At 65.7% G+C, this 24,127-nt stretch carries 22 protein-coding genes and 1 tRNA gene; 12 read left to right on the forward strand and 11 right to left on the reverse strand.

All coding sequences use genetic code 11. The annotated features are described in order from the left end of the window. The 3 genes from J2T21_RS17920 to J2T21_RS17930 all read right to left on the reverse strand — a co-directional run bounded on the left by J2T21_RS17920 (position 1) and on the right by J2T21_RS17930 (position 3,182). Complete coding sequence (locus J2T21_RS17920; protein ID WP_307583285.1) at positions 1–795, reverse strand: amino acid ABC transporter permease; 795 nt, start codon at positions 793–795, stop codon at positions 1–3. Between the two features lie 92 nt (positions 796–887). Further along, positions 888–1,679, reverse strand: a complete 792-nt coding sequence (locus J2T21_RS17925) for an ABC transporter substrate-binding protein (protein WP_307583288.1) — start codon at positions 1,677–1,679, stop codon at positions 888–890. Positions 1,680–1,844: 165 nt separating this feature from the next. Next, complete coding sequence (locus J2T21_RS17930; protein ID WP_307583290.1) at positions 1,845–3,182, reverse strand: isochorismate synthase; 1,338 nt, start codon at positions 3,180–3,182, stop codon at positions 1,845–1,847. 118 nt (positions 3,183–3,300) lie between these two features. Here J2T21_RS17930 and J2T21_RS17935 point away from each other — a divergent pair, with 118 nt between their 5' ends. After that, positions 3,301–3,999: a demethylmenaquinone methyltransferase gene (locus tag J2T21_RS17935; RefSeq protein WP_307583292.1), complete on the forward strand. Its 699-nt coding sequence runs from the start codon at positions 3,301–3,303 to the stop codon at positions 3,997–3,999. 186 nt (positions 4,000–4,185) lie between these two features. Further along, a complete protein-coding gene (locus tag J2T21_RS17940) occupies positions 4,186–5,283 on the forward strand; it encodes a polyprenyl synthetase family protein (protein ID WP_307583293.1) in 1,098 nt (365 codons plus the stop codon). A 20-nt stretch (positions 5,284–5,303) separates the two neighbouring features. Here the strand turns inward: J2T21_RS17940 and J2T21_RS17945 are convergent, their stop codons facing one another. From J2T21_RS17945 to J2T21_RS17955, 3 genes are read right to left on the reverse strand one after another with little or no spacing between them, the layout of a single operon-like run. Continuing rightward, positions 5,304–5,819 (reverse strand): HIT family protein, encoded by a 516-nt coding sequence (locus tag J2T21_RS17945; RefSeq protein WP_307583295.1) that lies wholly within the window; start codon positions 5,817–5,819, stop codon positions 5,304–5,306. A gap of 10 nt (positions 5,820–5,829) precedes the next feature. Then, positions 5,830–6,264, reverse strand: a complete 435-nt coding sequence (locus J2T21_RS17950) for a hypothetical protein (protein ID WP_307583297.1) — start codon at positions 6,262–6,264, stop codon at positions 5,830–5,832. 26 nt (positions 6,265–6,290) lie between these two features. Continuing rightward, entirely contained in the window at positions 6,291–7,697 is a 1,407-nt protein-coding gene (locus tag J2T21_RS17955; RefSeq protein WP_307583299.1) for a PucR family transcriptional regulator, read from the reverse strand. Between the two features lie 110 nt (positions 7,698–7,807). On the opposite strand from J2T21_RS17955, the gene J2T21_RS17960 reads away from it, so the two are divergent. The 3 genes from J2T21_RS17960 to gabT all read left to right on the forward strand — a co-directional run bounded on the left by J2T21_RS17960 (position 7,808) and on the right by gabT (position 11,135). After that, complete coding sequence (locus tag J2T21_RS17960; protein WP_307583301.1) at positions 7,808–9,385, forward strand: sodium-dependent transporter; 1,578 nt, start codon at positions 7,808–7,810, stop codon at positions 9,383–9,385. After that, a complete protein-coding gene (locus J2T21_RS17965; RefSeq protein WP_307583303.1) occupies positions 9,382–9,519 on the forward strand; it encodes a methionine/alanine import family NSS transporter small subunit in 138 nt (45 codons plus the stop codon). Before J2T21_RS17960 ends, J2T21_RS17965 begins: the two co-directional genes overlap by 4 nt. 275 nt (positions 9,520–9,794) lie before the next feature. Then, positions 9,795–11,135, forward strand: coding sequence for a 4-aminobutyrate--2-oxoglutarate transaminase (gabT, locus tag J2T21_RS17970; protein ID WP_307583305.1), 1,341 nt, complete (start codon positions 9,795–9,797; stop codon positions 11,133–11,135). Between the two features lie 147 nt (positions 11,136–11,282). Here the strand turns inward: gabT and rarD are convergent, their stop codons facing one another. Further along, positions 11,283–12,242: an EamA family transporter RarD gene (gene rarD, locus J2T21_RS17975; protein ID WP_307583306.1), complete on the reverse strand. Its 960-nt coding sequence runs from the start codon at positions 12,240–12,242 to the stop codon at positions 11,283–11,285. A 357-nt stretch (positions 12,243–12,599) separates the two neighbouring features. On the opposite strand from rarD, the gene J2T21_RS17980 reads away from it, so the two are divergent. Further along, positions 12,600–13,997: an FAD-dependent oxidoreductase gene (locus tag J2T21_RS17980; protein ID WP_307583308.1), complete on the forward strand. Its 1,398-nt coding sequence runs from the start codon at positions 12,600–12,602 to the stop codon at positions 13,995–13,997. Between the two features lie 440 nt (positions 13,998–14,437). Here J2T21_RS17980 and J2T21_RS17985 read toward each other — a convergent pair whose 3' ends face one another. Beyond that, positions 14,438–15,934, reverse strand: coding sequence for a catalase (locus J2T21_RS17985; protein WP_307583310.1), 1,497 nt, complete (start codon positions 15,932–15,934; stop codon positions 14,438–14,440). Between the two features lie 55 nt (positions 15,935–15,989). Beyond that, positions 15,990–16,418, reverse strand: a complete 429-nt coding sequence (locus J2T21_RS17990; protein WP_307583312.1) for a Fur family transcriptional regulator — start codon at positions 16,416–16,418, stop codon at positions 15,990–15,992. Positions 16,419–16,489: 71 nt separating this feature from the next. Here J2T21_RS17990 and J2T21_RS17995 point away from each other — a divergent pair, with 71 nt between their 5' ends. The 5 genes from J2T21_RS17995 to efeB all read left to right on the forward strand — a co-directional run bounded on the left by J2T21_RS17995 (position 16,490) and on the right by efeB (position 22,459). Further along, positions 16,490–17,770, forward strand: coding sequence for an MFS transporter (locus tag J2T21_RS17995; RefSeq protein WP_307583314.1), 1,281 nt, complete (start codon positions 16,490–16,492; stop codon positions 17,768–17,770). Positions 17,771–17,876: 106 nt separating this feature from the next. After that, entirely contained in the window at positions 17,877–18,749 is an 873-nt protein-coding gene (htpX, locus tag J2T21_RS18000; RefSeq protein WP_307583316.1) for a zinc metalloprotease HtpX, read from the forward strand. Positions 18,750–19,093: 344 nt separating this feature from the next. Next, positions 19,094–19,939, forward strand: coding sequence for an iron uptake transporter permease EfeU (gene efeU, locus J2T21_RS18005; RefSeq protein WP_307583318.1), 846 nt, complete (start codon positions 19,094–19,096; stop codon positions 19,937–19,939). A 31-nt stretch (positions 19,940–19,970) separates the two neighbouring features. Then, positions 19,971–21,131 (forward strand): iron uptake system protein EfeO, encoded by a 1,161-nt coding sequence (efeO, locus tag J2T21_RS18010; protein ID WP_307583320.1) that lies wholly within the window; start codon positions 19,971–19,973, stop codon positions 21,129–21,131. Between the two features lie 5 nt (positions 21,132–21,136). Beyond that, entirely contained in the window at positions 21,137–22,459 is a 1,323-nt protein-coding gene (gene efeB, locus J2T21_RS18015; RefSeq protein ID WP_307583322.1) for an iron uptake transporter deferrochelatase/peroxidase subunit, read from the forward strand. A gap of 124 nt (positions 22,460–22,583) precedes the next feature. Here efeB and J2T21_RS18020 read toward each other — a convergent pair whose 3' ends face one another. After that, positions 22,584–23,072 (reverse strand): YajQ family cyclic di-GMP-binding protein, encoded by a 489-nt coding sequence (locus J2T21_RS18020; RefSeq protein WP_307583324.1) that lies wholly within the window; start codon positions 23,070–23,072, stop codon positions 22,584–22,586. 158 nt (positions 23,073–23,230) lie between these two features. Here J2T21_RS18020 and J2T21_RS18025 point away from each other — a divergent pair. Continuing rightward, a tRNA-Tyr gene (locus tag J2T21_RS18025) sits at positions 23,231–23,312 on the forward strand. Between the two features lie 170 nt (positions 23,313–23,482). On the opposite strand, the gene J2T21_RS18030 is transcribed toward J2T21_RS18025, so the two are convergent. After that, positions 23,483–23,896 (reverse strand): hypothetical protein, encoded by a 414-nt coding sequence (locus J2T21_RS18030; protein ID WP_307583326.1) that lies wholly within the window; start codon positions 23,894–23,896, stop codon positions 23,483–23,485. Between the last annotated feature and the right edge of the window lie 231 nt (positions 23,897–24,127).

Below are 24,127 nucleotides of genomic sequence, written 5' to 3' on the forward strand. Positions count from 1 at the left end.
CTAACGCTTCGTCCGTGCAGAACGGGATTCAAACTTTCGAGCGATCAGGCTCAAAGGAATGGTGATGACGAGGTAGAACGCACCGGCCACGATCAATGGGGTGATGCCGGCACCGAGGGAGGTGATGCCGTCTCGACCGATCTTGGTCATTTCGTACTGTGCCATGCTCGCCCCCAAGATGAAGGCCAGGGACGAGTCCTTGGTCAGCAAGATGATTTCGTTGGTCATCGGCGGGAGGACGATCTTGAACGCCTGGGGGATCACGATGGTGACCATGGCGCGCCACGCGGGCATGCCCAGCGACCTGGCGGCTTCGATCTGTCCCTTGGGTACGGCTTGCAGGCCCGCGCGCAGGGTCTCGGCGATGTAGGCCGCTGATACCAGGCCAAGGGAAACCATGACCACCACCGGTTGCGGCCAGCTCGTGCCGGGGAAGGCGGTGGGCACGCCGTAGCCAAAGGCGATCAGGACCAGGATTGCGGGAACCCCGCGGAAGAACTCGATGAATCCGGTCGCGAACCAGCGGTACGGAGCGAAGCTGGCCATCTTCATGAGCGCCAGGAGCAGACCCAGGGCCAATCCGAAGGCAAAGGAGATGACCGTGTAGTACAGGGTGTTCTTCAGGCCGACCGTGATCAGCTCGGGGAAGATGGGGCCCAGCTTGTCGAACGCGAAGAAATTGTCGCCGAGGATCCTCCAGTCGACTTGGAGCACCACCGCCACGATGACGCCGAGGAAGATGACGATCTGAATGATTTTGCTTAATCGGGCGCGTTGACGAGTGGTCATGGCCATGGGATTGAAGCCTTCCGTGAAAGATGGCGAGGCCCCGGTTCCGATCGGGAGCCAGGGCCTCGCCTGTGTGCCTGCATCAAATGGGGTTGACGTTAGTTGGTGGTGCCGAACCAGGTCGCGGTGAACTTGGCGAGTGAACCGTCATCGGTCAGGCGCTTGAGCGTGGTGTTGACCTGGTCGAGCATCGGGGTCGCACCCTTGGGAACTGCAACACCCAGCTGTTCGCCGGTCTTGAAATCGGCAACGCGCTTGAGCGTGGGGTCATCCTTGATGGCGTAGCCCAGCACCGACTGGTTTCCCAAGGTTGCAACGGTGGTTCCCGCCTTGAGCGAGGCGAGCTGGAGACCCGAGTCCTCGTAGCCGATGGCGTCAAGTCCGTTTTCCTTGGCGAACTTCGCACCGGTGGTGGCCTGCTGTACGCCGACCTTCTTGCCCTTGGCCGACTCCAGGTCGGTGACGCCCGAGCCTTCCTTGGCGACGAGGGTCAGGTCGTCATCCATGTACGGGGTGGAGAAATCCATGTTTCCCTTGCGCGCGTCGGTGATGGACACCGAGGAAATGGCGATATCGCACTGCGTTTTGAACAGCCCCGACTCGATGGCGTCGAAGCTGGAATCGATCACGGTGAGTTCGACCTTCATGTCCTTGGCGATCTCGGCGGCGATGTCCATGTCGAAGCCGACGTTCTTGCCGTCCTTGACGAATTCGAACGGCTCGTACGGGATGTCGGAGCAAACGGTGAGCTTGCCGGCATTGATGAGCTTAAGCGCGTTGGCGTCCGTCGAGGATGCAGCAGGGGTTTCGCTGCTGCCGCAGGCAGTCAAGGCCAAGGCCCCCACGGCCGCTACTGCCAATGACTTGAGCACGGTTGATGTAATCCGCATGGAGTGTGATCCTTCTCTAGGTGAACGCTCGCAGGTTTTGCGTTGAAGATCATTCTAACCGGCAGCGCAGCCCTTGTGAGATGTGCCTCACAGGCTACATTGTTTTTCTCATGGTAAACAAGTTTCGTTGTTTAATCGTTGTACGACGTGGGCTTGCCCAAAAACCTAGATGCCCAGTGCCTCGCGCATGGGGCGCATCTTGGCCCAGGACTCGGCAAGCTCGGCCACCGGATCGGAAGCGGCAACCACGCCGCACCCGGCGTAGAGCCTAACCGAGGTGGGTGATTCGATGACTCCACCACGCAGGGCAATGCCGAACTCGCCGTTTCCGCGGGTATCGATCCATCCCACGGGTCCTGCGTACGGCCCGCGGTCCATGCCCTCAAGCTCGCGCAGGATCCGGCCCGCCTCCTTGGTGGGAGTCCCGCACACGGCGGCCGTCGGGTGGAAGACCTCGGCCAAATCAAGCACGCTGGGCACCGAACCGTCGGCCCTGGCCGCGAGGGACGCCTTGACGTCCGAGGCCAGGTGCCAGACGTTGGGCAGCTGCAGTACAAAGGGTTCGTCAGGGGCGTCCATGCCCGAGGAAAGCGGGCCGAGCTGCTCGGTGAGCGAGTCGATGGCCAACTGGTGCTCGTGGCGCTGCTTCTCGTCCTCGATCAGCATGCGGTGGGCGTAGCGGGAATCCCCGCTCGGGGCAGTGGCTCGGTCAAGGGTCCCGGCCAGGACCCTGGCCTCGGCAATCTCCCCGCGCACGCGCACCAACATTTCGGGTGTGGCTCCGATGAGCCCGTCCACCGAGTAGGTCCAGCAGTCGTCGTAGCGCAGCACCAGCTGGCGCAGGACCTGGGCCACGGCGATCGGGGAAGCGAGCTCGGCCACCGCGTCGCGGGCGAGCACCAGCTTGGTCGCGGCACCGGATTCGATGACCGCAACACCCTTGCGCACCGAGTCCTTGTATTCCTGCTCCGAGATTTGCCCGGCCACGAGCCGGTCGAGGCCCTCGCCCAGCTCGTGCTCGGGGGAGTAGTCCTCCAGCAAGTCAGCCAGTTCCGCCTCGGCCGCCTCCGCGCTCAGTTCCGTCTCGGGGTCCGCCACCGTGTAGGTGATCCAGCTGCAGGTCTCGTTGCGGCCCACCACGATCCGCGGCACGATCAAGCGTGAGGAGTAGGTGCTGGAAAACGAGAAGGCGAACGCCCCGAAGGCGATCAGGCCGGTGCCCGGTAAATCCAGCGGGTCACTTACCTGCGCCGCATCGGAAACCGCATCCCACCACGCGTGTGCCAGGGCGAAGCGCTCCGGGCCCGTGGATTCGAACCTCGCCACCTGGCCAAAACCGATGGTTCCCTCGCCATGTCGGGACCACACCAGGGAATCGTCGCGGGTGATGTAGTCGAGCAGGCCGTGCTCGCTCATGGCCGGCCGCTGGACGGTGATCGAACGCAGGAGCGGGACGGTGCCCGGGACGGGGGTCCCCACGGCGGCGGAAAGTTGCGAAGTCATGATCTGCCTAGCTTACCGCCGCGGAACGGGCCCCATGGGGCGGTAGTGGCCCCGCTCACCCGGGCGTCGGAGCCGCAAGGGTTTTCCCGATGCCGGTGAACTTTGCAACAATGAAACGGTGAGCCGTGCATCGCTGGAAAAGCGCCCCGAAGAAGTCCAAGCCATGTTTGATGATGTCGCCCCGCGTTACGACGTGATGAACGATGTCCTCTCCCTGGGCCAGACCCGGCGATGGCGAAAGGTCGTCGTCGACGCGGTGGGCGCCAAGCGCGGCCAGCGGGTCCTTGACCTGGCTGCCGGCACCGGCACCTCCTCCGAACCGTACGCGGATGCCGGAATCGGCGTCGTGGCGTGCGACTTCTCCCAGGGCATGCTCAAGGTCGGCAAACGCCGCCGCCCCGACATCGACTTCGTCGCCGGGGACGCCACCAACCTGCCCTTCGTCGACGACAGCTTCGACGCCTCCACCATCAGCTTCGGGCTGCGCAACGTCAACGAGCCCAAGAAGGCGCTGGCGGAAATGCTGCGCGTGACCAAACCCGGCGGAACACTGGTCGTAGCCGAGTTCTCGCACCCCTCCTTCGCCCCGTTCCGCACCGTGTACTCCGAGTACCTGATGCGGGCGTTGCCGCCGGTGGCCACCAAGCTTTCCTCCAACCCCGCCGCCTACGTCTACCTGGCCGAATCCATCCGCGCCTGGCCCACCCAGGATGGGCTGGCCGCGTGGATCGAGGAAGCCGGTTGGGAAAATTGCCGTTACCGAAACCTCTCCGGAGGGATCGTGGCGGTGCACCGGGCCACCAAACCGAAGGCCTGAGAACGGCCAATCGCGACCTCCCGGGGTCCTCGACCTGCGGCGATCCCGGCACAAAGGATGCCCGCGCGGTGAATGGCGATAGAGTGAACCTTGTACTTGAGCAGCTGGTGCCAACCGACCAGCACCCAGAATCGGCCACACGCCGCACCTGGAGCCGACCGTCGAGAGATAGTAAGTCTTAGAACAGTGACCGATTCCCAGACAAACTGGACAGCTGCCGGACACGGCGTGCACGACTCCTTCGATTTGAACCCGGAAACCAGCGTGCTGGCCGCCGCGGTCAACCTTCCCGGCGGTTTTGGGCTCATCGCCCAGGACCCCGAGTTCGGTCCCGCCATCGCCACCGGGCTGGCCAAGGTCGAGAAGCTGCTGCGCGATGCGATCGCCAATTCCGACCCGCTGATCGATGCCACCAGCCGCCACCTGGTCGAGGCCGGGGGCAAGCGCATCCGGCCCCTGTTGGTGATTCTCACGTCCCTGCTGGGCGACGGCGTGACGGAGGACGTCATCAAGGCAGCGGCCATCGTGGAACTGACCCACCTGGCCACGCTTTACCACGACGATGTCATGGACTCGGCGCCGCTGCGCCGCGGGGCACCCACCGCCCACGAGGTCTGGGGCAACTCGGTCGCGATCCTCACCGGCGACCTGATCTTCGCCCGCGCCTCGGTGATCGGCGCGGAGCTGGGCCCGGAGGCCGTGTCCATGCAGGCGCGCACCTTCGAGCGACTGTGCCTGGGCCAGCTGCACGAATCCGTCGGCCCGCGCGAGGACGACGACCCGATCGAGCACCACCTGAACGTGATCGCCGACAAGACGGCATCGCTGCTGGCCACCTCCGGTGCCTTCGGCGCGCTCTTTGGCGGCGTGGCGCAGTATGTGGAGGTGCTGCGTTCCTACGGCGAGAAGGTCGGTGTGGCCTTCCAGGTCGCCGACGACGTCATCGACGTCACCGGCGCGCAGGTCCGTTCGGGCAAGACCCCGGGCACCGACCTGCGCGAGGGCGTCCCGACGCTGCCGATCCTGCTGATGCGCGATGCGGCCGCGGCCGGAGACACCGCTGCAGCGAAGGTGCTGGAGCTGGTGGACGGGGACCTGACCGAGGATGCCGCGCTGGCCAGCGCCGTTGCCGCGGTGGCCTCAAACCCCGCGACCAACCAGGCCTGGGACGTGGCCCGGCACTGGGCCGATGCCGCCATCGAGGCACTGGCTCCGCTGCCGGAGGGAACCGTCAAGGAATCCCTGGCCGCCTTTGCCGACGCCGTGGTCACCCGCGAGCTCTAAGCCGGGTTGGAAACCAAGAACTAATAACCGAATCCGTCGGGGGAATCTCCCCAAAGATTTGCTTCGTCAAGGGCCGCCCGCAACCGGGCGGCCTTTTGCGCGCGTTCTTCAACCGATACGCGGTGGCGCAGGTGCCCGTAGAGGTTGTCGCCGGGGAAGCGCGGGAAGACATGCTGGTGGTAGTGCCAGACGTGCTGGTTCCCGGCCGGCTCATTGTGCTGGCGGGTGCTGGTCCCTTCCGGGTTCCAAGCATGCTTCATGGCCAGGGCGATGCGCCTGGTCTCGAACATGATGTTCGCGGCGACCTCGTCCGGCAGGTCGTAGAGCGCCTCATGGTGCTGCACCGGGATGACCATCGCATGCCCGCCGTAGGGGCCGAAACCGTCGCAGGCCATGATCACGGCGACGGATTCGGTGCGGTAGATCAGGTCGGTGGGTACGCAGAGGTTTCCCTCCGAGAGTGGGCCGCCGGCCAGCAGCTCGCAAAACGGGCAGGCGTAACCCTGCGGAGCATGCGATTTCCACAATCCGCCCATGGGCCGCGCGTTAGTTGTTGAGCTCGGGGGAAAGCTCGTCGAACACCCAGCTGAACATGTCCAGGACGTACTCGCTGAAGGTGCCTTCCTCGGACTTCCAGATGCCGCGGGCATTCTGCCGGCGGTACACGATCGGGTCCGGGACCTCGAGCTGGTCCACGCGGATGCCCCATACGTACTTTTCCTCTTCGTCCTCCAGGAACAAGAGGTAGCCGTCTTCAACCTCGAGCTCGTCCGGGTCGAAGAAGTAGTGGTAGGCCTCCATGAGGTCCTCGCAGCCGCCCAGGGCCAGGTAGAACTCGCGCAAGACCAGCGGGATGGGGGAGCCGACCTCGGACAGGGCATCTTCGATTTCGGACTCGGTCAGTCCATCTTCAACTTGCCACTCGTCCTCGAGGTAAAGCGGAACCAGCGAACGGAACTTCTCAAGGAACATTTCAGCCATGCCAACCATCTTAGTAGGCCAGCGCCCTAGTTCAGGTCCATCGCGGTCAACGCCAGCCACAATTGCACCCGGTCCGCGGTGGTCGTGGGGTCGTAGCCGGAGAGCTCGCTGATTTGCTGCAGCCGGTAGCGCACGGTGTTCCGGTGCAACCCCAGGGCTTCGGCCACCGCCCCGACACTGCCGTCGAGTTCCAGGTAGCTGCGCAATGTGCCCAACAACTCGGCCGAGTGTTTCTTGTCAAAGACCTGCAGCGGTTCCAGGGCCTCTTGCGCCAGGGCCTGCAGCGGCACGTCGCGGGCGGCCAGCAGCAGCGAGGTCAGCGACAGCTTGGAGGGGGTGTTGATCCGTTCGCCGTGGCGCAGCGCCTCGATGGCCTCGAAGAAGCTCCAACGCAGTCCGTTGGGTTGGGTGTAGCCGCCGCCGAACCCGACACGGGCCCCGATGCCTGCACCCTGGAGGTAGCGGTCGATCCCGTCGGCCACCTCGGTGCCGTCGTTGCGTGCCACCACCAGCGCCAGCCGGTCCTCGACAATGGCCGAGACGATGTGCTCGAATTGCGGCGGGATGGGCAGGGTGCGCAGGGCATTTTCCTGCCCCGGGGATGCAGCGACCAGCACCACCGAGTGCGGCTGGCTGGGGACAACCCCGATGCCCTGGAGCCTCGCGTTGGCCTCCGAGCCCTTGAGGGTTCCGCCCATGAGGTCGGAGAACGCCTGCCCGGCGACCAGGCGGGTGGATTCGCGCAGCCTGGCCTGGTTGGCCAGTTCCAGGCCGATCAGGCCCTGGGCGTAGTGCACCAGGCCGTCGTGCTCGTAGGGCTCGGACAGGTACAGGGTGCATTTGTCCCGCAGCCCGGTGGCGATGGGAACCTCGTGCCAGGTGTCGTCGCCCAATTCGGGTCCGTGGATCCGGGCGGCATATTGGGTCAGGGCCACGGCGGTGCCCAGCATCCGGGACAGCTCGCTGAGCATCGCGCGCAGGCCACCGGTGAGCAGGGTGGAGGCGAGCTTCTGGTGGCCCTGGAGCAGCTGCTCGAGGCGCCTGAGGTGGTCGTCGTTCAACGCATCCGCGATGAGCTTGGTGATGGCCATGAACGGTGTTTCGTAGGGGACTTCGAAGACCGGCAGTCCCAGCTCGGTGGCCTTGCGGACCACCGCGGCCGGGACGCCGCGGTGGCTCAGCCCGGTCCCGTAGCCCAGCGCCAGGGCGCCGGCACCGTGGACCGTGGCGACGAAGGCCTCCTGGTTGGCAATCGTGTTTTGCCGCAGACCCGTGGTGAGCACGATTTCACCTCCGCTGAGGAAGGGGGAGGGGTCGCGCAGCTCGGTGACGGCCGCCCACTCGATGGGTTTGTGTCCCACCCCGGAGATGTCGGTGTGGGCCTTGAGTCCAAGGGTGCGGGACTCAAGAAGGTTCAGCAGAGTGATGGCCATGCACTAATACTATGAGTACCTTTGTGCATTCGTACTACGACGATGGCCGAAAGCTGCCGTTTATGGGATTCACTTCACAAAGAGCCACACAATTTGGGTAACGTTGCAGCATGACCACTCCATCTTCAGCCTCGGGCGTAAAACCCGCTTCGGCAAGTCGAGAGACTTTCTCAACTCGCAAACTCTTCATTCTCTCGGCCATCGGCTCCGCCGTCGGCCTGGGGAACATCTGGCGCTTCCCGTACATCGCCTATGACAACGGCGGCGGCGCCTTCCTGATCCCGTATTTGGCGGCGCTTCTGAGCGCCGGCATTCCGCTGCTCTTTCTTGACTACGCCATCGGACACAAGTTCCGCGGTTCGGCGCCGCTGGCCTACAGGCGCCTGCACCGCGGTGCGGAGGTCCTGGGCTGGTGGCAGGTGCTGGTGTGCTTCATCATCGCCATCTATTACGCGGTGATCATCGCATGGGCTGCCATGTACACCTGGTTCTCGGTCACCAAGGCCTGGGGGGACGACGCGGCCGGCTTCCTGATGGGGGACTTCCTGAAAGTCGCCGACGTCCCGGGGGTGAAGCTCGAGTATGTTCCGGGTATCTTCTGGCCGCTGCTGGTGGTCTGGATCGTGACCATCGTGATCATGGTTGCGGGCGTGCGCAAGGGCATTTCGCGGGCCAACGGCATCTTCCTCCCGCTGCTGGTGGTCATGTTCGTGCTGCTCGTGGTGCAGTCACTGTTCCTGCCCGGCGCAATTGACGGACTGAACGCCTTCTTCACTCCGAACTGGGAAGCCCTGGGCGACCCGGGCGTGTGGGCCGCCGCCTACGGCCACATCTTCTTCTCCCTCTCGGTGGCCTTCGGCATCATGATCACCTACTCCTCGTACCTCAAGCGCAAGACCGACCTCACGGGCTCCGGCATGGTCGTCGCGTTCGCCAACTCGGGGTTCGAGATCCTTGCCGGCATTGGCGTTTTCGCGGCGCTGGGCTTCATGGCCCAGGCCGCCGGCAGCGCCATCGACGAGGTGGCCACGGCCGGCGTCGGGTTGGCGTTCATCGCCTTCCCGACCATCGTCTCGGAGGCCCCGTTCGGTGCGTTGATGGGCGTGCTCTTCTTCGGCTCGCTGGTCTTCGCCGGCATGACCTCGCTGATCTCCATCCTGGAGGTCATCGTGGCGGCCGTGCAAGACAAGTTGGGCTGGAGCCGCATCGCCTCGGCACTTGCCGTGTGTGTTCCGGTCGCGGTGATCTCCACCGTGCTCTTCCCGACGGTGACCGGACTGTACCTGCTGGACACCTTCGACGCCTTCGTCAACAGCTTCGGCATCCTCGCCGGCGCGTTGGTGGCCGTGGTGCTGATCTCCTGGGTGTTCCGCAAGCTCCCGACGCTTTCGGTGCACCTCAACCGGTCCTCCTCGATCAAGATGCGTCGCACCTGGATGGTACTGGTCGGAGTCGTCGCACCGCTGGCCTTGGCCTACATGCTCTACAACGAGTTTGTCACCAAGATCACCGAGCCCTACGAGGGCTACCCGGTGGAGTTCCTGGCCATTTACGGGTGGGGCATGGCCGGAGCCCTCGTCATCGTCGCGGTCATCCTGACGCTCGTGCCCTGGAGCCGGAAGTCCAAGGTCGACGACCCCGAATACGCGGCGATTGCCGCACGTGAAAATGAGGAAACAACACCATGACACCCATCGCCATCACCATGTTGGTCATCGCCCTGCTGACCATTTGGGGCGGGCTCGCGCTCTCCCTGGTCAACCTGTCCCGGCACCCCGAGGACGAGGGCAACCTGCCCGAAGACATCGCGCCGGAACTCTAGTTCCGACAAGCCGCACCGCACGCGGGCCCGTGCCCCGGGAACAGACCCCGGGGCACGGGCCCGCGCCCGTATCGGGGCCGGTGCTGCGCTGTGCAACTGCACTGCGCCGCGGGAACGGAACTGTGCCAAATTCACTGGCGGGCGCCGAACGCCACAACATAGGCTTCGAGGTAGAGAACACCACCACATCACCGGGTCTCCCCGCGCGCCTTCGTCGCCATTGCCGCCGCACGGCGCAACCAGGGGAACCCGGCCCGGGAAAGGACTGAACGTTCATGGCCATCACCTACCGCATTGAACAAAAACGACAGATCAACGGCGCATTCCCCGGACCGAAGTCGGTGGCGCTGGCGGCACGCCGCACCAACGCCGTCGCCGCCGGCGTGGCCTCCGCCCTGCCGGTGTACGTCGCGGATGCCGACGGCGGCATCATCGTCGATGTCGACGGCAACTCGATCATCGACCTGGGCTCAGGCATCGCCGTGACGTCCGTGGGTGCCTCAAATGAGAAGGTCGCCGCAGCGGTCGCGGCCCAGGCCGCCAGCTTCACCCACACCTGTTTCATGGTCACACCGTACGAGGGATACGTCGAGCTGGCCGAGAAGCTTGCCGAAATCACCCCGGGCACCCACGCCAAGAAGGCCGTCTTCTTCAACTCCGGTTCCGAGGCCGTGGAGAACGCCATCAAGGTTGCCCGCGTGGCCACCGGCCGCCAGGCGGTTGTCGCCTTCGACCACGCCTACCACGGCCGCACCAACCTCACCATGGGCCTGACCGCCAAGGCGGCCCCATACAAGCGCGGCTTCGGCCCGCTGGCACCGGAAATCTACCGCATGCCGATGAGCTACCCGTACCGCGAGGAAAACCCGAACATCTCGGGCAAGGAAGCCGCCGAGCGCGCCATCCTGGCCATGGAGAAACAGATCGGCGGCGACCAGATCGCAGCCATCATCATCGAGCCGATCCAGGGCGAGGGCGGCTTCATCGTCCCGGCCGAGGGCTTCCTGGGCCGCATTGCCGAGTGGGCCAAGGAGCAGGGCATCGTCTTCGTCGCCGACGAGGTGCAGGCCGGCTTCTGCCGCGCCGGTGCCTGGTTCGCCTCCGACCTCGAAGGGATCGTCCCGGACATCATCACCGTGGCCAAGGGCATTGCCGGCGGCATGCCGCTGTCGGGCATCGTGGGACGCGCCGAACTGCTCGACTCGGTCCACCCCGGCGGGCTGGGCGGCACCTACGGCGGCAACCCGGTTGCCGTCGCCGCAGCACTGGAAACCATCAAGTACATGGAAGAGCACGACCTTGCGGCGCGCGCCCGCGAGATCGAAGAGCAGTTCTTCACCCGCATGCGCAAGATCGCTTCCGAGGTGTCGGTCATCGGTGACATCCGCGGCCGCGGCGCCATGGTCGCCATCGAGCTGGTCAAGGCCGGGGGCACCGAGCCGGATGCGGAGATCACCAAGAAGATCGCCGCCGACTGCCTGGCCGCCGGAGTGCTGATCCTCACCTGCGGCACCTACGGCAACGTCATCCGCCTGCTGCCGCCGCTGGTCATCGGCGACGAGCTGCTGGCCGAGGCCTTCGAGGTCCTCGAGGGTGCGATCCGCGCCAACGCCTAGCCCAGGGGCTGGCGCCACACCACGAAATGGACCGATCCGGTCGTCCAGGGCACTGGACAACCGGATCGGTCCCTTTCCCTGGTCCCGTATCCGGGTGCCCCGGATCCGCCACGACGGCCACGCCGAAATCCCGGGTGCGGAAGCCGGCTAGGAAACCCGTGTCGGGGTGAGCCTGCGCGGCAGTCGGGCCATGTCGATGCACAGCATGGCCACCGCGACCCAGACCAGTGCAAAACCAATCAGCCGCTCCACCGGCATGGGTTCATTAAAGACCACCAGGGCCACGATGAACTGCAGGATCGGGGCCAGGAACTGCAAGGTCCCCAGCGTCGTCAGCGGCAGGCGTCGTGCCGCGGCCCCGAAGAGCAGCAACGGGACGGCGGTGATGATTCCGCTGGCGGCCAGCAGCCAGAAGTGTGCCGGCCCGGCGGAAAGAACGGTGTCGTTGTTCGAGGCAACCAACCAGATTAGGAACCCCAGGGCGGGGAGGGCGAGGATCGCCGTTTCCATGCTCAGGGACGTCAGCGCCGTGGCGGTGCGGCCCACGCGGTTCTTCACAAAGCCGTAGAAGCCGAAGGAAAATGCCAGGATCAGCGCGATGTAGGGGACGTTGCCGTAGGCAAAGGTGAGCGTGATGACCGCTGCCAGCCCGAACCCGATGGCCACCCACTGCAGCTTGCGCAGTTTTTCCTTCAGGAAGATCACGCCCAGGGCAATGGAGACCAGCGGGTTGATGAAGTATCCCAGCGCCGCCTCCGCCGCGTGCCCGTTGAGCACCGCATAGGTGTAGGTCAACCAGTTCACCGCGATGAGCACCGAGGCCACCGACAGGCGAACCATGGCCCGGCGGTCACGGCCCAGCGTGAGGAACCGGCCCCAGTTCCTGGTCACGCTCAACAGGATCGCGCAGAAAACCAGCGACCAAACGATGCGGCTGGCAACGATCTCCCAGGGGGAGGCCAGCGCGATGGTCAGGAAGTACAGCGGCAGCAGTCCCCACAGGCCGTACGCACCCAAGCCCTGGATCAGGCCCGCCGTGCGTTCGGCGGCTGGCCCGCCAGCGCCGGCCGTGGCGGTGGTCGTGGCCGTGGACGGGGTTTGGGTCATGATCGACTCAACAGGGCGTGCATCGTTTCCATTCCGGGCGCGCGATCCCGTCGGGGATTCGCGCAGGTCTTGGGGCGGTCGGGCGCCGGTTCACGATGCTCACGGGTAGCATGGGTGTCTGGCGTCGTGTTGGGGCATGGTTTGCCCCTTCCAGGTGAGCCTATCGCGGGCCCGCGCCCGCCGGAGGCCCGGCGGCAGTGTCGGAACGTGCTGATTGCCCACCGCAAGCCGGGGCTGACCGCCCAGGGCGTGAGCATCCCCACAATGGTTCACGTTCGGCCACCGGCGCCAATTAGACTAGTTGGGTGTGCGCTATTTGCGCGGTCCAGTGATCATTCTCCGGAAGGAACCCCCCTCGTGTCCGATTCAGCAGTACGCCCGCTCCGTGTCGCCATTATCGGGGCAGGTCCGGCGGGAGTCTATGCTGCCGACATCCTCACCAAGGCGGAGCGCGAGTTCGAGGTCAGCATCGACCTGCTCGACGCCTACCCGGCCCCCTACGGTTTGATCCGCTACGGCGTCGCCCCGGACCATCCGCGCATCAAGGGCATCGTCAATGCCCTGCACAAGGTGCTTGACCGCGGCGACATCCGCTTCCTGGGCAATGTGACCTACGGCCGGGACCTGACGCTGCGCGACATCCGCGACATGTACGACGCGGTCATTTTTGCCACCGGCGCCATCAAGGACGCCCGCATGGACATCCCGGGAATCGAGCTTGAGGGATCCTTCGGCGCGGCCGACTTCGTCTCCTGGTACGACGGCCAACCGGATGTGCCGCGCACCTGGCCGCTGGAGGCCAAGCAGATCGCGGTGCTGGGCAACGGCAACGTGGCCCTGGACGTGGCCCGCGTGCTCTCCAAGCATGCCGAGGACCTCCTCGTCACCGAAATCCCCGACAACGTCTTCGAGGGCCTGAAGGCCTCGCCCGTCACGGACGTGCACATCTTCGGCCGCCGCGGTCCGGCGCAGGTGAAGTTCACCCCGCTGGAACTGCGCGAGCTGTCCCACAGCCGCGATGTGGACATCGTGCTCTATCCCGAGGACTTCGAGTTCGACGAGGCCTCCGACGCCCTGATCAAGTCCAACAACCAGGTCAAGACGATGGTCAACACGCTGACCAACTGGATCGTCGAGGAGCAGGACACCGGCGCCTCGCGCCGCCTGCACCTGCACTTCCTGCACAACCCCGTCGAGATCATGGGCGAGGACGGCAAGGTTGCCGGCATCAAGTTCGAGCGCCAGGAACTCGACGGCACCGGCAACGTGCGCGGCACCGGCGAGTTCATCGACTACCCGGTCCAGGCCGTCTACCGCGCCATTGGCTACCTCGGCTCGGAACTGGCGGAGCTCGAATTCGACGAACGCCGCGGTGTCATTCCCAACGAGGGTGGGCGTGTGCTTGACGCCGCCGGCACCCACGTTCCGGGTCTCTACGCCACGGGTTGGATCAAGCGCGGCCCCGTCGGCCTGATCGGCCACACCAAGGGCGATGCCCTCGAGACCATCGGAAACCTGCTCGAGGACCGCCTTTCGCTGCCGGTGGCAAGCCACCCGGGCGAGGACGAGATCATCAAGCTGCTGGAATCCCGCGGCGTTGAGTACACGACCTGGGACGGCTGGAAAAAGCTGGACGCACACGAGATTTCCCTGGGTACCGCGGCCTCCCCGGCACAGACCTCAAACGGTCCGGTTGACCGTGCCCGCGTGAAGGTTGTGGAGCGCGAGGACATGGTCAAGATTTCCCGCGGTTAGACTGTATAGCGCAAGGGCCTGTGTTTTCCGAAGTAGCGGAGAACATGGGCCCTTGTTTTTGCCTGGTTCCAGAGGGTTCCCGGCAGCCGTGGAAGCGCCCGTACGTCCACTGGCACCGGCTCGACATCCAGATGCAGGCCCTGTCCGGGGACGCCACGGCTTTCCAGCATCAGCTCGCGCTCCAAGCCCGACGCATCGAAACCGCGGGAAGGGCGCAGCTCCCCTTCAACGAGCAGGGACCCGTTCTCCGTCGAGGGGACACCGGTGCCCGGGACCGCGTTGGTGCTCCGGGCGACCCGGGCCGCGCCGCGCGAACGTGGATGCCGCCTGGGCCAGGTGCCCTCAAGGACCGGAGGGCACCTGGAAACGGCTCGGCCCGGCCTCCCCACCGGGGGGAAGCCGGGCCGAACCGGTATTACTTGGTGGATGCCAGGGGCGGGTTAGGCCTTGCCGGCCATTTCTGCTGCACCGTCGGTGGAGCCCACAACGCCGGCTGCGTAGCCGTCGCGCAGGAGCGCACCGAGGTTCGCATCGACGTTGCCCCAGTACTGGAAGAAGCGCTCACGGATGTCATCACGGGTGATGCCGTTGGCCTGGCCCAGCAGGGTTGCGTGGAAGCGTTCCTTCGACTCGGCGCTGTAGACGTCGCGGTACAGCGTGCCTGCCTGGCCGAAGTCGGAGTCCTCGGAGCGCAGGGTCTGCGCGGCGCGCACCAACTCGCCGTCGTTCTCCCAGCTGCCTTCGGCGGCACGGGTCGGATCGGCTGCCGGTCCACCGTAGGAGTTCGGGGTGTAGACGCGCGCATCGGTGTCGTTGAAGTGGTACTGCATGCTGCCTTCGTGCATGTAGGTGGTCACCTTGGACGCGTGCGGCTGGTTCACCGGCAGCTGGTTGTAGTTGGTGCCGATGCGGTTGCGCTGGGCATCCGGGTAGGAGAACACGCGGGCCATCAGCATCTTGTCGGGGCTGATGTCGATGCCCGGGACCAGGTTCGACGGCGAGAAGGCTGCCTGCTCGATCTCGGCGAAGAAGTTGCGCGGATTGCGGTTCAGCGTGAAGTGGCCAACCGGGATCAACGGGTAGTCGGCGTGCGGCCAGACCTTGGTGATGTCGAACGGGTTGAAGCGGTAGGTCTTGCCCTCTTCGTACGGCATGATCTGCACGGAGACGTCCCAGGTCGGGAAGTTTCCGGCCTCGATGTTCTCGTACAGGTCGCGGCGGTAGTAGTCCGCGTCGGAGCCGGCAAGCTTCTCGGCTTCCTCGTTGGACATGTTGTGCACGCCCTGGCGGGAGTGGAAGTGGTACTGCACCCAGAAGCGCTCGCCCTCGGCGTTGATCCACTGGTAGGTGTGCGAGCCGTAGCCGTTCATCTCGCGCCAGGAGGTCGGCAGGCCGCGGTCGCCCATGACGTAGGTGACCTGGTGGGCCGACTCCGGGGAGAGGGTCCAGAAGTCCCACTGCATGTCGGCGTCACGCAGGGCGGAGCCGCCCAGGCGCTTCTGCGAGTGGATGAAGTCCGGGAACTTGATGCCGTCGCGGATGAAGAACACCGGGGTGTTGTTGCCCACGACGTCGTAGTTGCCCTCGGTGGTGTAGAAGCGAAGTGCGAAGCCACGCACGTCGCGCCAGGTGTCGGGGGAGCCCTGCTCGCCGGCAACCGAGGAGAAGCGCAGCAGCGTCTCGGACTTGGCGCCCGGCTGGAAGACGGCCGCGCGGGTGTACTTGGAAACGTCTTCGGTGACAACGAACTCGCCGAAGGCGCCGCCGCCCTTGGCGTGGGGGTTGCGCTCCGGCACGCGCTCGCGGTTGAACGAGGCCAGCTTTTCGACCAGGTAGCGGTCGTGGAGGGCGGTGATGCCGTCCGGACCGGCGGTCAGCGAGTGTGCGTCGCTTGCGACCGGGGCACCGGACTGGGTGGTGGTGAAGTTCTCGCTCAAGAGATTCTCCTTCTGTGTGGGTTGGTAACTCTTCTGCCGGAGTCCCGGAGCGCAGCTAGGCGGCGCCGGTCTTCCTGCAGTCTTCACAGATGCCCTGGTAAAGGACATCAGCAATCTGGATTTCCATGCCGTGGTTGTCCGAGGGGGTCAGGCAGGGGGCATGGCCCACCGCGCATTCCACATCCTCGATCCGGCCGCAGCTGGTGCATATGGCATGGTGGTGGTTGTCGTTCACGCGGGTCTCATAGAGGGCCGGTGAGTGCGGGGGACTGAAGCGGCGCAGCAAGCCCTGCTCCGTCAGATCATTAAGCACGTTGTAGACGGACTGGATGGAAACGTCGGGCAACTCGTGGTGGACCGCTTCGACAACCTTCTCCGCCGAGGAGTGCGGGTGTTCGTCCAGGACCTCGAGCACGGCAAGGCGGCCGCGGGTAACCCGCAGGCCGAGGTCCCGCATCTGTGCCGAATAGTCCATGTGATCCATTCCACCCCCTTATTTTGAATATGTCAAGATAGCGGTCGTTTCGGCGTGGCGCCTGTGGCTAGACTCGATTCGTGGCACGACTCCTGGCTGACCTCAGCCCCTTGCGCGAAAGTCCCGCATTCAGGCGGCTGTGGATCGGCAATGCCCTCGCGGCGGTCGGCGGCCAACTCACCCTGGTGGCGGTCAGCCTCGAGGTCTACGCACTCACCGGTTCCAGCCTGCACGTCGGGCTGCTCGGAGCCTTCGCGCTGGTGCCGCTGGTGCTCACCGGGCTGTACGGCGGCTCGATCGCCGATGCACACGACCGGCGCAAGGTCGCCCTGGGCTCCGCGCTGGTGCTGTGGGCGGCCACCGCCGCCATCGCGGCCCAGGCCTGGCTGGGCATGGACAACGTCTGGGTGCTATACGGGCTGGTGGCCATCCACTCGGCGGCCGGCGGAATCAACCAGCCCACCCGCGGGGCCATCATCCCGGCCATCGTGGGCCTGAAGCTGCTGCCGGCGGCGAACTCGCTGAACATGGTCACCTTTGGCATCGCCCAGATGGTCGGCCCGCTGCTCGGCGGTCTGCTGGTCGCCCAGGTCGGTTTCGGCTGGACCTATTCCATCGACGTGCTCACCTACGCCGCAGCCGTCTGGTCCGTCTACAAGCTGCCGTCGCTGCCTCCCTCCGGCACCCCGGCCAAGGCGGGGCTGCGCTCGGTCATCGAGGGATTCAGGTTCCTGGGTTCCCAGCCCAACGTGCGCATGACGTTCCTGATCGACCTGGCGGCCATGGTGCTGGCCGCGCCGCGCGCGCTGCTGCCGGCCATCGGCGCGGTGCTGATCGGCGGGGGCGAGCTGACCATGGGCCTGTTGCTCGCGGCAACCGCCATGGGCGCATTCCTGGCCGGAATGTTCTCCGGGCCGGTGGGCCGCATCCACCGCCAGGGGGTGGCGGTGTTCGTCTGCGTCAGCGTGTGGGGTGCCAGCATCGGCCTGTTCGGGGTCGTGGTCATCCTGGCCGCACGCACCCCGGTCCCGGCCGACGGCTCGGCCGGCGTGTGGCTCTGGCCCGCCGCCGCGGCCATGGCGCTGGCCGGGGTGGCGGACGCGATTTCCTCGGTCTTCCGCACCACCATCTTGCAGACCGCAACACCCGACCACCTGCGCGGACGCCTGCAGGGCGTGTTCATCGTGGTGGTCGCCGGCGGGCCGCGGTTGGGGGAGATGCTCTCCGGGACCGTGGCCACCGGTCTGGGCGAGGGCGCCACGCTGCTGGCCGGCGGCGTCGCGTGCATCGTGGTTGCGGCCGCCTTGATGCGCTGGGAGCCGGGGTTCCTGCGTTACGATGCCAGGCACCCACGGTCCTGAAAGAAGGGCACCAGCGGGAACAAAGCCGGCACACAGTAGGTTTAAGTACACTGGATGCAAGCATCGGTCCGGCATGTCCGGAACGTCTAACGAGGAGTGAACCGCAGTGCACAATCACAACAACGGCCTGAAGACGGCGGGGTTGCTCGGCGGCCTGTTCGCGCTGCTGCTGGCCATTGGTGCCTTGCTGGCGTCGGGAACCGGAAGCAGCAGCTTCATCTGGATCTTCGCACTCATCGGCGTGGCCACCACCGCCTACGGGTACTGGAATTCCGACAAGCTGGCCATCCGCTCGATGCAGGCCTACCCGGTCACCGAGGCGGAGCAGCCGGCCATGTACCGGATCGTGCACGAGCTCTCGGTGGCAGCCCAGCAGCCGATGCCGCGCCTCTACGTCTCACCGACCAACGCGCCCAATGCCTTCGCCACCGGGCGCAACCCGGAAAACGCCGCGGTCTGCTGCACCGAGGGAATCCTGCAGCTGCTCAACGAGCGCGAGCTGCGCGGGGTGCTGGGCCACGAACTCATGCACGTGTACAACCGCGACATCCTCACCTCCTCGGTTGCCGCCGCCGTGGCCGGCGTCATCACCTCCGTGGCGCAGATGATGCTCTTCTTCGGCGGCGGGGACCGGCGCAATGCCAACCCCATCGCCCTGATTGCCATGTCGCTGCTGGCGCCGCTGGCTTCCACCGTCATCCAGATGGCCATCAGCCGCACCCGCGAATACGACGCGGACGAGGACGGGGCCAAGCTGACCAACGACCCGCTGGCCTTGGCCTCGGCCCTGCGCAAGCTCGAGAGCGGGGTGCAGCGCGCACCGCTGCCTGCCGACGACCAGCGCCTGGTAAACACCTCGCACCTGATGATCGCCAACCCCTTCCTGGGCGGTGCCAAGAAGCTCTTCGCCACCCACCCGCCGATGGACGACCGCGTTGCCCGGCTGGAGAAGATGGCGGGCCGGTCCCTGGGTTACTGACCCGACGGGCGCAATCGAACCGGCAAGCCAGAGGCGGTTCCCTGCGGGGAGCCGCCTCTGGCGTGCCGCGACTTTTCACGCAATCTTAGGCAATCTGCATCTCCTCGGTCCTGAGCTGATCCGCCCACGTGAAAGACCATTTTGTTGCCCGCGGGCGGCCGTGGCGCGGTGTGCGGTGCGCGTAGCGGGACGGATTTCGGCTTGCGGGGGGAACTAAGCCGGGCGTAATCTCATTAGGCGATGGGCGTATGGCCTATTGAACCCAGTCACGCCTAAGTCCAGCCGATGGCCTGCACCCGCAGGCCCTTGTGCGACCGGCGGTGAACCACGAAGGCGCCCCAGACATGACCGGAAACTTCCTCATCGGCCTGCGCGAAGGCCTCGAAGCGGTACTCCTTGTTGTCCTCCTGTTGGCCTACCTGCGCAAAAGCGGACGCACCGCACTGATCCCGCGGATCTTCACCGGCGTCGCGGTCGCCATCGCCGTCTCCCTGGGATTCGGCGCGCTGCTGACCTTCGGGCCCCGGGGCCTGACCTTTGAGGCCCAGGAGGCCATCGGCGGCGGACTGTCGATCCTCGCCGTCGGATTCGTGACCTGGATGGTCTTCTGGATGGCGGGCGCGTCCAAGACGCTGGCCAGCGACCTGCGCGGGAAGGTCGACGGCGCCGCCGAAGGCTCGGGCTGGGCACTGGTGCTGGTCGCTGCCCTGGCCGTGGGGCGCGAGGGCCTGGAAACCGCGCTGTTCCTCTGGGCCGCGACGCGGGCCACCGGGGAAACCTGGCAGCCGCTGCTGGGCGCCACCCTGGGAATCCTGGTTGCCGTCGGGCTCGGTGCGCTGCTGCACCGCGGCGTGCTGCGCATCAACCTCTCGAAGTTCTTCACCTGGACCGGGGCCGCGCTGATCGTCGTCGCCGGCGGCGTCCTGGCCTACGGGATCCACGACCTGCAGGAGGCCGGCATCCTCCCGGGCCTGCACCACCTCGCCTTCGATGTCTCGCACCTCATCGCCCCCTCGGGCTTCCTTGGCACCCTGCTCAAGGGCATCTTCAATTTCTCGCCCGCCACCACCTGGATCGAGGCCATCGCCTGGGTCGCCTACGTCGTGCCGGTGACAATCCTTTATTTCCGCAAGATCCACACCCACAATGGAGCCAAGCGGGCAACAACCCCGCAGCCGGTCTCCGCCTGACACCATCTCGCACCCAACCACGAGGACCTTCATGAAACCCGCTCGCCCGCTCCAGATCACGGCGGCACTGTCCGTGGCAGCCCTGTCCATCACCGGCTGCACCACCAACACGTCCGAGGCCTCGGGCGACGGGGCCATCGCGGTCACCAGCACCGCCGACACCTGCACGCTGTCCACCACCAGCGCCCCGGGAGGAACGGTCAAGTTCACCGTCAAGAACGAGGGAACCCAGGTCACCGAGTTCTACCTTTTGGCCCAGGACGGGCTGCGGATCATCGGAGAAGTCGAAAACATCGGCCCGGGCCTGAGCCGCGACCTGGTCGTGGTGGCTCCCGAGGGAAACTACATCACCGCCTGCAAGCCGGGCATGGTCGGAGACGGCATCCGGACCGAGCTTGCCCTGGGTGCGGCACCGGCGGGCCAGACCGTCAGCACCGACCGGGCCGAAAAGCAGAAACAGGCCGTCACGCTGTATGCCGCCTACGTCAAGGACCAGACCGAGCAGCTGGTCACCGGCACCAAGGACTTTGCCCGGGCGTTCGCGGACGGGGACACCGCCACCGCCAAGGACCTCTACCCGTCCGTGCGCATGCACTGGGAGCGCATCGAGCCGGTCGCCGAATCCTTCGGCGACCTGGACCCGATCCTCGACGCCCGCGAAGCCGACTTGGAAAAGGGACAGGAATGGACCGGCTGGCACCGCGCGGAAAAGGACCTCTGGCCGCCGGCCAGCGGATACAAGGCCATGGGCGACGCCGAACGATCCGCCCTGGCCACCAAGATGGTCGCCGACACCGAGGAACTCTACGCACGCACCCGCGAGCTGACCTACACCCCGGACAAGCTCGCCAACGGCGCCAAGGAACTGCTCGACGAGGTAGCCACCGGCAAGGTCACCGGCGAGGAGGAAATCTGGTCGCACACCGATCTGTGGGACTTCCAGGCCAACGTCGACGGCGCCCGCATCGCCTACGAGGACCTCAAGCCGCTGCTGACCGACTCCGACGCCGAACTCGACGCCACCTTGCAAAGGAACTTCGACGCCCTGCAGAAGCTGCTCGACGGGCACAAGAAGGGCCAGGGCTTCGTGTTCTACGACGAATTGGACCAGGCCCAGGTGCAGGAACTGAGCGCCGCGGTCGACGCACTGGCCGAGCCGCTGTCCAAGTTGACCGCCGCCGTGGTGAAGTAGGAAGCATGCTCGGCAGGAAGAATACCGGCGCCAAGGGCCCGGGCCAGGGGACCCCGACGGACGCGGCCGCGCCCAAGGCCGCGCCGAGCCGCCGTTCGCTGCTGGTTGCCGCCGGGGCAGGCGGTCTCGGACTCGCCGTGGGGGCACTGGGGCATGCGGCCCTGGGCGCGGAGGCCTCGGGGGGCGCACAGGTCGATGACGTCGTTGCGTTCCACGGGCAGCACCAGGCCGGCATCGCCACGCCCATGCAGGACCGCATGCACATCGCCGCCTTCGACGTCACGGTCGACAGCCGGGACGAGCTCGTGGCCCTGCTGAAGGACTGGACGGCCGCCATCGAGCACCTGATGCAGGGCACGGACGTCGGGGAGTTCGGCGCGACCGGCGGCAGCTACGATGCCCCGCCGGAAGACACCGGCGAGGCCATCGGGCTCTCGGCCAGCCACCTGAGCGTCACCGTTGGCTTCGGGAGGACCCTCTTCGAGGATGCCAGCGGCCCGCGCTTCGGGCTGCAGGGGCGCATCCCCGACGCGCTCATCGACCTGCCGCATTTCCCCGGCGACGCATTGGAGGAGGCCCGCAGCGGGGGAGACCTCGTGCTCCAGGCCTGCGCCGACGACCCGCAGGTCGCGGTCCACGCCATCCGCAACCTGGCTCGCATAGGATTTGGCCGGGCCCGGGTGAGGTGGTCCCAGATCGGGTTCGGACGCACCTCCTCGACCTCCACCAGCCAGATGACCCCGCGGAACCTCTTCGGGTTCAAGGACGGCACGGCAAACCTGAAGGCCGAGGAACAAAAGACGCTGGACACGCATGTCTGGGTCGGCGGCAACACCGGAAACGAGGCATGGATGAACGGGGGCACCTACCTGGTGGCCCGGCGCATCCGCATGCACATCGAAACCTGGGACCGGACGTCCCTGGGCGAACAGGAAACCATCTTCGGACGGACCAAGCGCGAGGGGGCGCCGCTGTCCGGCGGCACGGAGTTCTCCGAACCCGATTTCGCCATGCCCGGTCGCGGCGGACCGATCATGCCGGTGGATTCACACGTGGCCCTTGCCCATCCCTCGGCCAACGGCGGGGTGCAGATGCTGCGCCGCGGATTCAACTACACCGACGGATCCGACGGCCTGGGCCGGCTGGACGCCGGGCTTTTCTTCATCGCCTTCGTCATTGACCCGCGCACGCACTATGTGCCGATGCAAAACGCCATGGCCAAGAACGATGCTCTCGTGGAGTACCTGAAGCACACCGGATCCGGGCTCTTCGCGGTCCCTCCGGGAGTCGCCCAAGGCCAGTTCCTGGGGCAGTCCCTGTTTGCCTGATGGCCCGAGGCCCGGCCCGGCACCCGTCGGGAATGCCAAAAGGGGAGGACGGGTGGAACCACCACGGTGGTTCCACCCGTCCTCCCCTTGCGTGCGGCAGTGCCGCGGGGATCGGAAGGTCCGCTTAGCGGAAGTTCACGAACTGCAGGTCCGCTTCATCGAAGCCGCGCAGCAACGCCATGGTGGTCTGCAGGTCGTCGCGGGACTTGGAGGAGACGCGCAGTTCGTCACCCTGGATGGTGGACTTCACGCCCTTGGGTGCCTCGTCGCGAATCAGCTTGTTGATCTTTTTCGCCACGTCCTGGGCAATGCCCTCCACGATGGACGCCTCGATGCGGTATTCCTTGCCCGAGGGGAACGGCTCGCCCGCGTCCAGGGACTTGAGCGAGATGTTGCGCTTGACCAATTTCGACTGGAAAACGTCGAGAACGGCCTTGACCCGCTCCTCGGAGTTTGCCTTCATCAGGATCTTCTCGCCGCTGAAGTCGATCTCCGCGCCGATGCCCTTGAAATCGTAACGCTGGACGATTTCCTTCTGCGCCTGGTTCAGTGCATTGGACACTTCCTGGCTGTCGACCTTGCTGACAACATCAAAAGTTGAATCGCTCGCCATGTGAGCCTCCTTGGGTAGTGATTGTGCTTTGCCTACAAGAGTACCGGGGCGTCCCAAAAGCCCGGAGGAACCGTGTGCTGACGCGCCGCCGAACCCTCGATTTGTACTCTTGGGAAAAAGTCAGGTAGAGTTTCTACTCGTTCCGAAGGGAACAATTCGGCAGATTACCCGAGCGGCCAAAGGGGGCTGACTGTAAATCAGCTGGCAACGCCTTCACTGGTTCGAATCCAGTATCTGCCACCGAATGAACAAAGCCCGTGTTCAAATCCCAGGATTTGAACACGGGCTTTTTCGTGCCCGGGCCCCGTTGCAGCAGGTGGGGACCGTATTGGAAGTCGGGCGACGGGCTTCGTCCAGGAATGTGACCCACTCAACATCCCCCAGGCGGGCGATACCCGCCGCCCAAGATCTCAGGCGGCCATCTTCTGGCTCATCGGAACCACGTAGATGTCCCAGAGCAACATGATGGAATCGCGTGGGGCCGACAACACCGCGTGATAGTGCGCCCACTGCCATTCGGTGGCCCCGTTGTCTTCCAGCGGCTTGGGAGGGCACGATCCGGGAGTGAGCCACCGAGTCCCGTTCCAGATGGCCTGCAGCGGGCCAACGGACGTGGCCGCGGCCGAGATGTCTTCGAGCGGAACGGGAAAAGACACCCGTTCCTGGATCCGCAACGCGGGAGCGACAGCGAACGGGGTGGATTCAACGATGGCCAAATCCATGGGTAGCGCATCGACGTAGCGCTCGGCCAGCAGCATTCCCTCGGAGAGCGCCTTGCGTCCGGACCCTCCCGTTGTGACCAGCAACAATGTGCAGCGTGTCATGTTCTTGTTGGCATCCGGTCGCGTTCCCGTTCGGTGGGGGCACTGCGGATGCATCCTTCCTGTGATCCGTCGAACCGGTGCTCCCGGCAGGGGAGCTGGGCTGTGTGGCGAACCCGATTCGGCCGCGAAGCCGGGGGTTCCGTGGTGGTGCGGTCGATGGCTGCCTCCTTGGGTGGTGAAGAGGAGTCCTTCGAGCATAGGGGTGTGGGAAAGCCCTCGGGGGCAAGGTCG

Source organism: Paeniglutamicibacter psychrophenolicus (assembly GCF_030812255.1).
GTDB classification, from domain to species: Bacteria; Actinomycetota; Actinomycetes; order Actinomycetales; family Micrococcaceae; genus Paeniglutamicibacter; species Paeniglutamicibacter psychrophenolicus_A.